Annotated in this window: 12 protein-coding genes; 2 read left to right on the forward strand and 10 right to left on the reverse strand. The window is 49.7% G+C overall.

The genetic code is table 11. The features are described from left to right. Positions 1 to 29 precede the first annotated feature (29 nt). The 10 genes from trpB to hisG all read right to left on the reverse strand — a co-directional run bounded on the left by trpB (position 30) and on the right by hisG (position 10,373). Positions 30 to 1,241 carry a tryptophan synthase subunit beta gene (gene trpB / locus GA0116948_RS02140; RefSeq protein ID WP_089708536.1) on the reverse strand — a complete coding sequence of 404 codons (1,212 nt, stop codon included), beginning with the start codon at positions 1,239 to 1,241 and terminating at the stop codon, positions 30 to 32. Positions 1,242 to 1,244: 3 nt separating this feature from the next. Next, positions 1,245 to 1,880, reverse strand: coding sequence for a phosphoribosylanthranilate isomerase (locus GA0116948_RS02145; protein ID WP_089708538.1), 636 nt, complete (start codon positions 1,878 to 1,880; stop codon positions 1,245 to 1,247). Beyond that, on the reverse strand, positions 1,877 to 2,677 hold the full coding sequence (gene trpC / locus GA0116948_RS02150; protein WP_089708540.1) for an indole-3-glycerol phosphate synthase TrpC: 801 nt from the start codon (positions 2,675 to 2,677) through the stop codon (positions 1,877 to 1,879). Before trpC ends, GA0116948_RS02145 begins: the two co-directional genes overlap by 4 nt. A gap of 7 nt (positions 2,678 to 2,684) precedes the next feature. Next, entirely contained in the window at positions 2,685 to 3,683 is a 999-nt protein-coding gene (gene trpD, locus GA0116948_RS02155; protein ID WP_089708542.1) for an anthranilate phosphoribosyltransferase, read from the reverse strand. 53 nt (positions 3,684 to 3,736) lie between these two features. After that, positions 3,737 to 4,306: an anthranilate synthase component II gene (locus GA0116948_RS02160; RefSeq protein ID WP_089708544.1), complete on the reverse strand. Its 570-nt coding sequence runs from the start codon at positions 4,304 to 4,306 to the stop codon at positions 3,737 to 3,739. 1 nt (position 4,307) lies between these two features. After that, positions 4,308 to 5,717 carry an anthranilate synthase component I family protein gene (locus GA0116948_RS02165; RefSeq protein WP_089708546.1) on the reverse strand — a complete coding sequence of 470 codons (1,410 nt, stop codon included), beginning with the start codon at positions 5,715 to 5,717 and terminating at the stop codon, positions 4,308 to 4,310. A gap of 271 nt (positions 5,718 to 5,988) precedes the next feature. After that, complete coding sequence (gene hisB / locus GA0116948_RS02170; RefSeq protein WP_089708548.1) at positions 5,989 to 7,128, reverse strand: bifunctional histidinol-phosphatase/imidazoleglycerol-phosphate dehydratase HisB; 1,140 nt, start codon at positions 7,126 to 7,128, stop codon at positions 5,989 to 5,991. A gap of 4 nt (positions 7,129 to 7,132) precedes the next feature. After that, positions 7,133 to 8,203, reverse strand: a complete 1,071-nt coding sequence (gene hisC, locus GA0116948_RS02175; RefSeq protein WP_089708550.1) for a histidinol-phosphate transaminase — start codon at positions 8,201 to 8,203, stop codon at positions 7,133 to 7,135. 21 nt (positions 8,204 to 8,224) lie between these two features. Then, on the reverse strand, positions 8,225 to 9,502 hold the full coding sequence (gene hisD / locus GA0116948_RS02180; RefSeq protein WP_089708552.1) for a histidinol dehydrogenase: 1,278 nt from the start codon (positions 9,500 to 9,502) through the stop codon (positions 8,225 to 8,227). 10 nt (positions 9,503 to 9,512) lie between these two features. Then, entirely contained in the window at positions 9,513 to 10,373 is an 861-nt protein-coding gene (gene hisG / locus GA0116948_RS02185) for an ATP phosphoribosyltransferase (protein WP_089708554.1), read from the reverse strand. Positions 10,374 to 10,745: 372 nt separating this feature from the next. On the opposite strand from hisG, the gene GA0116948_RS02190 reads away from it, so the two are divergent. Together GA0116948_RS02190 and GA0116948_RS02195 are read left to right on the forward strand one after the other, a co-directional pair. Further along, complete coding sequence (locus GA0116948_RS02190) at positions 10,746 to 11,738, forward strand: DUF2157 domain-containing protein (RefSeq protein WP_089708556.1); 993 nt, start codon at positions 10,746 to 10,748, stop codon at positions 11,736 to 11,738. Next, positions 11,725 to 12,891, forward strand: a complete 1,167-nt coding sequence (locus GA0116948_RS02195) for a hypothetical protein (protein ID WP_089708558.1) — start codon at positions 11,725 to 11,727, stop codon at positions 12,889 to 12,891. The genes GA0116948_RS02190 and GA0116948_RS02195 overlap by 14 nt, the downstream gene beginning before the upstream one ends. Positions 12,892 to 12,920 lie beyond the last annotated feature (29 nt).

The following is a 12,920-nucleotide window of genomic DNA, read 5'->3' on the forward strand; positions in this document are numbered from 1 at the left end:
GTACGTGTTTGTCAAATAAATACCTGGTCCTAAAATTTGTCGAGATTCCGGATATAGGCTTCCATATCCTTATCGCCACGGCCACTCAGGCACACGACTACCACCTCTTCGGGCCGCAGGGCCAGGTCTTTCAGTTTGGCCACGGCGTGCGATGATTCGAGTGCGGGAATAATGCCTTCCAGGCGGGTCAGCTCAAAAGCGGCGGCCAGGGCCTCGTTGTCGGTAGCGCTGAGGAAGGTGCCGCGGCCACTCTCAAACAGGTGGGCATGCATGGGACCAATGCCGGGATAGTCCAGGCCTGCCGAAATGGAGTAAGGCTCAGTGATCTGCCCGTCATCGGTTTGCATGAGCAAGGTTTTGGCACCATGTATCAATCCTACTTTTCCCAGCACGGTGGAGGCGGCAGATTCGCCGCTGTCGTTGCCATGGCCGGCAGCTTCCACTGCGATAAGTCGCACGGAAGGCTCGTCGAGGAAGTGATAAAAAGCGCCTGCGGCGTTACTACCGCCGCCAATGCAGGCCACTACATAATCGGGTATTTCCTTCCCGGTTTTTTCCAGGAGCTGTTTCCGGATCTCTTCACTGATCACCGACTGGAAGCGGGCCACCATGTCTGGATAAGGATGTGGGCCTGCGGCGGTGCCGAGGATGTAATGCGTGTTTACCGGGTTATTGATCCAATCGCGGATAGCTTCGTTGGTGGCGTCTTTCAGCGTTTCGCTACCGCTGGTGGCGGGTACCACGGTGGCACCCAGCATTTTCATGCGGGCCACATTGGGCGCTTGTCTTTTAATGTCTACACTGCCCATATACACCACGCACTCCATATTCATCAAAGCACATACGGTAGCCGTGGCTACACCGTGCTGACCTGCGCCGGTTTCGGCGATGATGCGTTTTTTGCCCAGGCGTTTGGCCAGTAAGATCTGGCCAACGGTGTTATTTATCTTGTGTGCACCCGTGTGGTTCAGGTCTTCGCGCTTGAGGTAAATATGACCACCATATTTTTCGGACAGCCTTTTGGCCAGGTACAAAGGAGAAGGGCGGCCCACATAGTCGGTGAGTAGTTGCTGGAATTCCTCCTGGAAGGAGGGATCAGCCAGGATCTCCTTGTATTTGAGTTGCAGCTCTTCCACGTTGGGATACAGCATTTCAGGAATATAAGCACCCCCAAACCTGCCATAGAAGCCATTTTTATCGGCCTGGTAGGGAGAGTTAAATGTATTTTCAGCGATCTTCATCTGCTAGTGATTTTGAGTGGAGGAAAGGGCCGTAATAAAGGCCTGTACCGCGTTAAGATCTTTAATGCCGGGTGATGTTTCAAAGCGACTGTTTACGTCTACGGCATAAAGCCGGGGCCATCGCAGGGATTTTAATGCGCCTACCGCTGATGCACCAATGCCGCCGCTCAGGAAGAAAGGCACTTCAAAAGGATAGTCGTCCAGCACCGTCCAGTTAAACTGATGACCGGTGCCGCCATAACCCGCTTTGCTGGCGGTATCGAACAGAAAGTAATCGACCACCTTTGTGTAAGGCTTCATAATATCCCATGACACGGTATCGGCTATACGAAAAGCTTTAATCACCGGCACATACTGGGCCAGCGTGGCGCAATATTCGGGCGTTTCGTCGCCATGTAGCTGCACCAGTTGCAGGCCATAACCGGTTACCCGGTCCAGCACCGACTCCAGCGTTTCATTGACGAACACGCCTACTTTGGCCAGATGGGGCGCTGTTTTTTTTACGTCGGCAGCGGCCAGTTGGTGACCCATGTAGCGGGGCGAACGTTCGTAAAAAATGAGGCCGGCATACTCAACGCCCAAGCGGGACAATGTTTCCAGATCTTCCAGCCGGGTGATGCCACATACTTTTATTTTCATCTGGCTTTTTTTTGTGCGAGGGCATTTACAAAATCCAGGAAAGCGGCACCGGGGTCTTTCTGCTTCATGAAATGTTCGCCCATCAGGAATCCGGAGAAGCCTGCATTGCGCAGGGTGATAATGGTGTCTATGTTATCAATACCACTTTCCGCTACCTTTACTTTACCTGCTGGAAGCTGTGCTGCCAGGGCAATGGAGCGGTCTATATCTACGCGGAAGGTCACCAGGTCGCGGTTATTAATACCTACCATGTTCACATAGTCTGACACCTTTTGTAGCTGCGCTTCCGTATGCATTTCCAGCAATACTTCCAGGCCCAGGTTATGGGCGGTAGTGGACAGGCGTTGCACCTCCTCTTTGGTTAAACATTCTGCGATCAGCAGGATTACATCTGCCCCAATGGCTTTGGCTTCCAGCACCTGGTATTCATCCACTATAAAATCCTTGCGCAAAATCGGCACTTCCACCAGCGCACGCGCTTGGGTGAGGTCTTCCGGACTACCGCCAAAGAAATGATCATCCGTAAGGATAGAAAGTCCGCTGGCGCCAGCATTAGCGTAGGCCTGGGTTACTTCTTCCACCGGCGAGTGATCGTTTATGACCCCTTTGGAGGGGGAGCGGCGTTTATATTCTGCAATGATGCCAGACTTCTGTGGCTGTTTTAAAAAGTCTACCAGCGATAACCCAGCACGGTTAAACAAGGGTTCATTTTCGAGTGCTTGCACCGGGCGCTGTTGCTTGGCCGTTGCTACCACGGTACGTTTATACGCCACAATTTCCGCCAGGATGTCTTTCATAATTCAATTATAAAGATTGCAAAGAAATCAGTTTATTAAATACGCCCAGGGCGGCACCCGATTCCAGGGAGGTAATGGCTGCCTGAAAACATTCGTCGTAGGTAGGGTACTTGCCCATGCAATGCAATCCCATGGCAGCATTGGCCAGCACTACGGCGTTCTGCGCCCAGCTACCTTCGCCCTTCAAAATCTTCATGAAGATTTTTGCGGCATCTGCTACGGTATTGCCCCCAAAAATATCTTCGGGCGATACGCGGCGCCGGCCCAGTTCTTCCGGTGTACGGTCTTTCTCCCCATGGCGATCTATCACCTTAGTGTCGCTGGTGAGGGAAATTTCATCGTAGCCATCCAGGCTATGTACAATCACAAAGTCTTTATCGGTTTGCTGGAAGAGATAGTTGTACACCCGCGCCATTTCCAGGCTGTACACCCCAATAAGTTGATGCTGGGCAAAGGCTGGGTTTACCAACGGCCCCAGCATGTTAAAGAAGGTACGCACGCCTAACTGGCGGCGCACGCTGGCCACGTTTTTCAGGGCGGGGTGAAATAAGGGTGCATGCAGGAAGCATACGCCGGTTTGTTCCAGTTCTGTTTTTAGTTTTTCCGGATCGCTTTTGAACTTGTAGCCGGCCATTTCCATCAAATTAGATGCGCCGCTCACGGAAGACACACCATAGTTACCATGTTTGGCCACTTGCCCGCCAGCGCCCGCCACGATAAAACAAGACAGGGTAGAAATATTAAAGGTGTTCTTTGCATCGCCTCCAGTACCTACAATATCCAGCACCGCATGCCCGTTCAAATGCACTGGCACGCACAGTTCCAGCAAGGCATCTCGGAAGCCCAGCAACTCGTTGATCGTGATACTGCGCATAAGAAACACCGTCATAAAAGCTGCCAGTTCGCTTTCATTGAACACGCCGTTGGATATCTGCGTGAGAATATCTTTGGCCTGTGCGCGGCTAAATGTTTTATGTTCGAATAAATAGTTGAGTATCTTTTTCATGTTAAACTATGCTAAGACGGGATAAAAATCATTTCCTTAAAACCTCTACTGCATCAGGCTTTCAGCCAGTTGCGCAGTATCTGCTCCCCATTGGGCGTGAGTACGCTTTCCGGGTGGAATTGTACCCCGCTTACATCGTAGCGGGTATGTTGCAGGGCCATTACAAATTGCTCATCGTCCCTGGCCGTAACGGTTAGCTCGGTAGGCAGGCTTTTTTCATCCACTACCCAACTGTGGTAGCGTCCTACGGCAAAGCGGTCTGGCAGTTCGTTGAACAGGCGGCCGGCGCGGTTGGTTACATTAATATCTGTGGCTACGCCATGATATACATCGGTGAGGTTAATAAGGTTGCCGCCAAAAGCCTGCCCAATGGCCTGTAGGCCCAGGCATACGCCAAAGATAGATTTAGTAGGCGCATAGGTTTTGATCAATGGCAGTAGTAAGCCCGCTTCTTCAGGAATGCCGGGGCCGGGCGAAAGGATGATTTTATCGTATTCCTTTACCTGCTCCAACGGAATTTCATCGTTGCGGATCACAGTTACTTTCTGGTGGGTGATCTTCTCCACCAGGTGTACCAGGTTGTAGGTAAAAGAGTCGTAGTTATCGAATACCAGGATGTTCATGTCAGATCGTTTGTGCCAGCAGGATGGCTTGTTTCAATGCGTTCAGTTTATTGTTTACTTCTTCCAGCTCGGAGGAGGCAACCGACTTGGCCACCACACCGGCACCAGCCTGGTAGTAAAGGGTATTGCTTTTACTGAGCATAGAGCGGATCATGATAGCGTGGTTAAACTCTCCATTGAACCCCACGAAGCCAATACACCCTCCATAAAAACCACGGGCCGTAGGTTCGTATTGGTCTATGATCTGCATAGCGCGGTATTTGGGCGCGCCGCTCAAGGTACCTGCCGGGAAAGTGGCAGCCAGTAAGGAAAAGGGGTTGGTGTCTGCCGGGATTTTGCCGGTTACTTCGCTCACCAGGTGTATCACGTGCGAATAGTATTGCACCTGCCGGTCTTTCTCTACCTGCACTTCGGTGGCGTTGCGGCTCAGGTCGTTGCGGGCCAGGTCTACCAGCATTACATGTTCTGCATTTTCTTTCGGGTCTTTCAGCAGTTTATCTGCCAGTATTTTGTCCTGCACATCGTCGCCAGTGCGGCGGAAAGTGCCAGCTATCGGGTGTATGGTGGCTTTATGATCTTTGATGACCAACTGTGCTTCGGGCGAAGAACCCATTAATTTGTAATCGCCATAGTCGAAGTAAAAAAGATAGGGCGAGGGGTTAATGGAACGAAGCGTGCGGTACACATTAAATTCGTCGCCTTTAAATGACCGCTGGAAGGCCCTGGATAGCACCACCTGGAACACATCGCCCCGGAAACAATGTTGTTTGCCCTGTTCCACCATTTTTATAAAGGCATCATCGGTCATGTTGCTTTGCTCTTCGGAAGCTACTTCAAAATGGTAGGTGGGCGTGTCTTTATGTTTTATCAATGCTTCTATCTGCTCAAACTCGCTATCCACACCGGCTATCTGGTTTTCACAGATATACAGTTCATCCTTGAAATGATTGATGGCGATCACGTATTGATAGAAACGGTAACGCATCAACGGAATGGTAGCATCGTTTTGTTTGCCATGGTTAAAGGAAATCTTTTCGAAAAACTGCACCGCATCAAAGGCGCTATATCCAAAAAGACCTTCCGTAACCGGTATGGGCGATTTATCGCTGAATACAAAACTTTTCAGGAAGGCATCCAGTTCATTGAGTACAGACTGTTTGTCTTTGAGTTGTTTTCTTTCTACCGGTTGATTGGGGTATTTAAATTCAAAATCGTTGGTAGAAGTAACTTCAATACCGGCAATGGGCTTCACGCCGATGAAGGAGAAACTGTTCTCACTGGCGCGATAATCGGTACTCTCCAGCAGGATGGTGCCTGGAAATTTATCGCGTAGCCGCAAGTAGATGCCTACGGGCGTAAACACATCTGCCAGCATTTGCTTATACCTTGTTTTTACCTGGATGATCCGCATAGTTGATAAAAGCTTAGAGTTGATATTGAGCAAAAAAGAAAAAGGCCCGCTGTGTTAGCGAGCCTTCCTATCATATCTTGGAAATAGACATAGCACTGAACACAGTTATCTTAAATCGATACCGTGCCACCACCAATATTTATTTGTCATGTTATTTTGCATAGCGAGAACAAATATGGAACGTTTTTCCCGAAAATGCAAATTTTTTTAAACACGACTGGTAGCAGCTGTTATCCTGGCGGCTTTCCCTTGCTGGCAGCGGGCGTTTACCTTACAGCAGCCCTTTGGTACTGGGCAATTGCATGTGCATAGGATCGCGGCGTACGGCCATTTTTATGGCTTTGGCAAAGGCCTTGAAGATGGCTTCTATCTTATGATGCTCATTCTGCCCTTCGGCCTTGATGTTCAGGTTACTACGTGATCCATCGGAGAAGGATTTAAAGAAATGATAAAACATTTCGGTGGGCATCTCCCCTATTTTTTCCCGGTTAAAAGTGGCCTCCCACACCAGCCAGGCCCTGCCGCCAAAGTCTATCGCCGCTTGTGCCAGGCAATCGTCCATGGGCAGCAGGAATCCATACCGCTCTATGCCGCGCTTGTCGCCCAGTGCCTTTGCCATGGCTTCCCCTAGCGTAATGCCGGTATCTTCTATCGTGTGATGCTCATCGATGTGCAAATCGCCTTTGGCCTTTATGGTAAGGTCTATGCCGCCGTGGCGGGCTATCTGTTCCAACATATGGTCGAAAAAACCCAGGCCGGTATGAATATTGGCCTTGCCGCTGCCGTCCAGGTTCAGGCTTACCGTAATATCGGTTTCTTTGGTAGTACGTGTATGCGTAACCGTGCGCAGGCCCAGTTTCAGGAATTCATAGATCTTAGCCCAGTCGGTAGTTTCCAGGGCAATGGTGTGGCGCAGTGCTTCCAGCTCATCGGGCTGTAATTCTGCCTGTCCCAAGCCATTGCCTTCATTGATCCAGATGGCTTTAGCACCCAGGTTTTTCGCCAGTTTTACATCCGTAATGCGGTCACCGATCACGAAGGAATTTTGCAGGTCGTAGTCTGCCCCAAAATATTTGGTAAGCATGCCAGTGCCCGGCTTACGGGTGGGTGCATGATCTGCCGGCAAAGAGCGGTCTATGCATGCAGCTGCAAACACCACCCCTTCATTGGCAAATGCATGCATCACAAAATTATGGGCCGGCCAGAAGGTATCTTCCGGGAAGCTGGGCGTACCCAGGCCATCCTGGTTTGTGACCAGTACCAGCTCATAGTCTAGCTCTGCGGCAATCTTGCCCAGGTAGGTAAATACCTTGGGATAAAATTCCACCTTTTCCAGGCTATCTATCTGGTAGGTAGGCGGCACTTCTTTGATCATGGTACCATCGCGATCGATGAAGAGTACACGTTTCATGCAACTAATTTTTAAGCACAGAAGAAGAGGATTGGAAAGCGCCGATCGCTTCGATCAGGGCGGTATTTTCGTTGGGCGTACCCACGGTTATGCGCAGGCAGCCGGCGCAAAGCTCCACCTTGGAGCGGTTGCGCACAATGATGCCATCAGTTACCAGGTGATCATAAATCCCGTTGGCATCGATGGTTTTGGCCAGGATAAAATTGGCATCGCTGGGATAAATGTGCAGCACCTGCGGCAAAGCAGACAGGCGGCTCACCAGCAGCGAGCGTTCATGCACGGTTTCTTTGATCCACGTATTAACCTGTTCCACATTTTCCAGTGCCTGCAAGGCTAGATCCTGCGTAGCCTGACCTATGTTGTAAGGAGGTTTTACTTTATTGAACACGGTAATGATATCCTCGCTGGCAAAGGCCATGCCCACGCGCAAAGCCGCCAGGCCCCAGGCTTTGGAGAGGGTCTGCATCACCACCAGGTTGGGATACTCTGTGAGTTCCTGGATAAAGGAATGCTGGCGGGAGAAGTTAATGTAAGCTTCGTCTACCACTACAATACCGTCGAAATTGCTCAGGATCATTTCCATGTCTTCCCGGTTCAGCGCATTGCCGGTAGGGTTATTGGGCGAACATAGAAAAATGAGCTTTGTATGGGCGTCGATGGCGCTTTCTATAGCGGGCAAGTCCAGTTGAAAATTTTCCGTGAGGCTTACTTTGCGGATGGTCACGTCGTTGATATTGGCACTCACTTCGTACATGCCATAGGTGGGTGGACAAAGAATTACGTTATCTATCCCAGGATTGCAGAAGGCGCGTAGCAAAATGTCGATGGCCTCATCGCTGCCATTGCCTATAAAAATATTTTGCGGCGGTACGCCTTTAATATCTGCTATCTTGTATTTCAGTTTCCACTGCATGGGATCGGGATAGCGGTTATAAGCCACCGGCAAGGGGGAGCCGAAGCTGTTTTCATTGGCATCGAGATAGATGCTGGCTTCTCCCTTAAATTCATCGCGGGCGGAAGCGTAGGGCGTGAGGCGTTTTATATTATCTCTGAGTACGAGATTAAGGTCGAACATCGGGATACGTTTAAAAATGAATTAATAATTTAAGCGGATGGTCACAGCTTGTTTGTGTGCCAGCAGCCCTTCCGCCGCAGCCATCTGTTCTATGGTGGCTCCTATCTGCTGCAAGCCTTCCCTGCTCAGGCGCTGGTAGGTAATCTTTTTCAGGAAACTATCGAGCGAAACGCCGCTGTAAGCGCGGGCATGGCCGTTGGTAGGCAGGGTGTGATTAGTGCCGGAGGCATAATCGCCGGCACTTTCCGGAGAGTAATTACCAAGGAACACAGATCCTGCATTGATCACCTTTCCGGCCAGCGCTTCCTCCTCTTTGCAGGCTATGATGAGGTGTTCGGGCGCATATTCATTGAGCAGCTCCATACCTTCGTCCAGGTTATGCACCAGTATCAGTTTGCTGTTGTTCAGCGCCAGGCTGGCAGTTTGCTGCCGGGGTAAGGCCAGCAATTGCGCTTTCACGGCAGCTTCCACATCTTGAATAACCTGGGGCGAGTTTGTAACCAGCAATACCTGGCTATCTGCACCATGTTCTGCCTGTGATAAAAGATCGGCGGCCACAAAAGCGGGTACACAGGTTTCATCGGCCAGCACGGCTACTTCCGATGGGCCGGCGGGCATATCGATGGCCGTGCCGGCCTTGTTCACCAATTGTTTGGCCGCTGTTACATATTGATTGCCGGGTCCAAATATCTTATACACTTTAGGCACCGTTTCCGTGCCGTAGGCCATGGCGCCAATGGCTTGTACACCGCCTATCTTATATACTTTATCAATGCCAATGGCCTGGGCCGTAAATAAAATGACAGGGGGTAACTGGCCCTTTGCATTGGAAGGCGTGCACAGCACAATTTCGCGGCAACCCGCTATCTTGGCGGGAATACCCAGCATGAGGATGGTGGAAAACAACGGGGCAGAGCCACCGGGAATGTAAAGCCCTACTTTATCAATAGCCACCGATCTTCGCCAGCATTGCACACCGGGCATGGTTTCTATAACAGCAGCAACTTCCTGCTGCGCTTTGTGAAAACGTGCTATGTTTTGGCTGGCCTGCAAAATAGCTTGCTTCAGCGCTGGATCTACCATAGCCGAAGCTTCGGCAAATTCGGCACTGCTTACCTGTACATTGTCCAGTTCTACCTGGTCAAATTGTTTAGCATAAAACTTCACGGCGGCATCGCCTTCTTGTTGTACGGCCTGTAGAATGGCCGCTACCTTGCTTTCCAAGGCAGCGGTGTCCATAGCAGGACGTTGCAGCAGGGCGGCCCAATCTTTTTTATCCGGGTATTGAACGGTCTGCATGTTACAGATTTTAAATGATCATTTTTTCAATAGGCACTACCAGGATACCCTGTGCGCCGGCTGCTTTGAGACTTTCAATAATGTCCCAGAATTCATTTTCATTGAGTACACTGTGTACAGAGCTCCAGCCTTCTTCCGCCAAAGGCAGTACGGTAGGACTTTTCATGCCGGGTAGCAGGCTAATGATTTTTTCTAGGTTGTAATTAGGAGCATTGAGTAAAATGTATTTATTGTTCTTTGCTTTACGCACAGCGCGCATGCGGAATAATAATTTATCCAGCAGTTGCTGCTGATCGTCTGAAAGCTTGCTGCCTGCCACCAATACGGCTTCCGATTGCAGCATTACCTCCACCTCTTTCAATCCATTCATAAACAGGGTAGAACCACTGCTCACCAGATCGCAAATAGCATCGGCCAGCCCAATGCCTGGTGCAATCTCCACAGATCCGCTGATCTCGTGGATGTCTGCTTTTACGTGATGCTGTTCCAGGTAGTTGGCCACGATCACGGGATAGGAAGTGGCTATGCGTAGCTGTTGCAAATCATTGACGCCGTTATATTCCATAGATTTAGGTACGGCTACCGAGAGGCGGCATTTACCAAAGCCCAGCTTCTCTACTACCTTTACCTGTTTTTGCTTTTCAAAGACTACATTCTCTCCCACGATGCCGATGTCGGCTACGCCGTCTTCCACGTATTGCGGAATATCATCGTCACGCAGGAAAAAAAGTTCTAAAGGGAAATTGCTGGCTTCCGTTTTCAGGCGGTTCACGCCATTGTTCACGTCTATACCACACTCTTTAAGGAGTTTCATGGAATCGTCGTGCAGGCGGCCCGACTTCTGTACTGCGATCTTTAGCTTGGCAGACATAACTAGTAATTGTTTAAGATGTTTCTTTAAACGGCGTTGAATAGGCGCTAAAACAAAAAGGGCCTACCTTGTCGGTAAGCCCTTGAATGTCAATATATTGTGGAGCACAATATCATCCCAGCCTACCCATTGGTAAGATATGATGGTGATGATGGATGTGCGTATTTGCTTTCATGATGGCACAAAAGTAATAACTATTCTTAATTATCAAAGTATTTTTTAGATTTTTAGGAAATCTATGTGACTTACCAGGCCGCTCCCATTGTGCCGCCGGCGAGGATGATGGTGGTAATGTGCTTGGTAAATCCTTGCAGCAGGTAGCATGTCTACCAAAGTTGTACATTTAACCCATTGCAAACAATTTTTTTGACCATGGACTTAAACCGTTTCCGGCAGCATTATGATGCCGGGCTTATTACTGAGGAATCTTTTAAAAAAGTAACCCTAACAGAAAGTACACGCCACTTCTCCATACACTGGGAACTTCGCAGCCTGTTGTATCTCGGCATCTTGCTCGTGAGCGGGGGGCTGGGTGTGCTGGTGTATAAAAACATTAATACTATTGGTCACGATGTGATCATTGGGCTGATTGCCCTGGCCTGCGCCGGCTGTTTTTATTATGCCAGTAAAAAGAAAAGACCGTTTGCCTGGACCAAAGTGGATGCGCCGGATTCTTTATTCGATTACATCGTTTTGCTGGCGTGCTTACTGCTGATTACCCTCGTGGCTTATGTGCAGTTCCAATATTCGCTATTCGGTACCCATTACGGACTAGCGGTGTTTGTACCGATGGCTCTTTTGTTTGCATGTGCCTATTACTTCGATCACTTGGGCATCCTGAGCATGGCCATTACCAACCTGGCAGCCTGGGTGGGCATTGCGCTTACACCGCTCACCATCTTGCAGGCCAATGCCTTCCAGGACTCATTTTTTATCGTGAAGGCGCTAGCACTGTCTGTGGCACTTATCCTGGCCGGCTGGGCCTCGCGGGTGCTGCAACGCAAGGCGCATTTTTCATTTACCTACCATAATTTCGGCGCACATTTATTTTTCATCTCCACGTATGCAGGCCTATTGCTACCGGATGACTCCTTTCCCATTTGGTGGCTGATGATGATGGGTGGGGCTTATTATTTTTACAGGCTGGCGTTCAAGGATCATTCGTTTTATTTCCTGGTGGTACTGGCCCTATACGGATACCTGGGCACCAGCACCTTCCTGATACGGAGCATCATTGCACTGCAACCGTCGGGCGATATGGTATGGGTGTACGGCGGGATTTTATATTTTATTGCATCTGCCTGCGGACTGATATTTTTACTCATTCACTGGCACAAAAAACTGAAAGCGCATGCTCATTTATAGTAAAAACGGACTGGACAACCTGGACATACAGCAAGATGCCACTACGGCCTTCCAATTGAAATGCATCAGCAGCGAGGAAAAAGCAGCCATTGAAAAGGCTTATCCCACGGGGTTTTACACACCAAACCTGTTTATCCGCATAAGCTTGTTTTTCCTTACCACTATCATCGTTTTTTTTGTATTAGGTTTCTTTTCGCTCGTCATGCTTTCTAACGGCGGCGAACAGATATTTAATGGATTGATGATCGTATCCGGACTATGTGCCTACGGGGCTATGGAGCTGATGGTGCAGCAGAACAAACACTATCGCTCCGGCGTAGACGACGCACTGCTGTGGTCTGGCGCGGGTCTTTTATTATCGGGGCTTGTCATGGCTATAAATCCCTCCTCCCTGCAGATAAGCGTAATGGTGTTTATAATCAGTGCACTGGCCACTGCCCGCACGGCGGATAGCGTGATGGCCGCCGTATGCCTGCTGGCTGTGCTGGCCATTATTTTCTTTGGATGCCTTCACTTATCCCACATAGGCAGCAGTATATTGCCGTTTGCGCTGATGGCCGCATCGTTGTTATTTTATTTCGGGGTGAAGCGTGCAGTTACTTTACCAGCGTTACACTATTACCGGCATATAGCCCCTGTACTGCTCACATTATGCCTGCTGGCGTTTTATGCAGCGGGGAATTATTATACCGTCAGTACTGCCCATGCCGCCATACAGGGCCAGTATGATGATACGGATAGCCCCATTGCCCTGGGCTGGCTATTCTGGTTATTTTCTACGGTAGTACCCTTGGTATATCTTTATTTTGGTATTAAAAACAAGGATGCCATTTTAATACGTACCAGTTTGATATTGGTGGCAGCGGCAGTGTTTACCATCCGGTACTATCACCACCTCCTGCCATTTGAGTGGGCCTTGTTGCTGGGAGGATTGTTGCTGGTAGGTATTACGTATATGCTTATCCGTTATCTCAAAACGCCCAAACACGGTTTCTCCGATGAACCGGAACAAAATGCGTCACGCTTTGGAAAATTACAATTGGAAGCGCTCATCATTACCCAAACCATTCATGCGCCCGCGCATAGCGAGGGCAGCCACTTTGATTATGGCGGCGGCAGTGGCGGCGGGGGCGGTGCGGGCGGCACGTTTTAAAACAAACAGGGTGTACCTTTTCCGGCACA

Origin of the sequence: Chitinophaga costaii (assembly GCF_900094705.1) — a bacterium.
GTDB lineage: Bacteria > Bacteroidota > Bacteroidia > Chitinophagales > Chitinophagaceae > Chitinophaga > Chitinophaga costaii.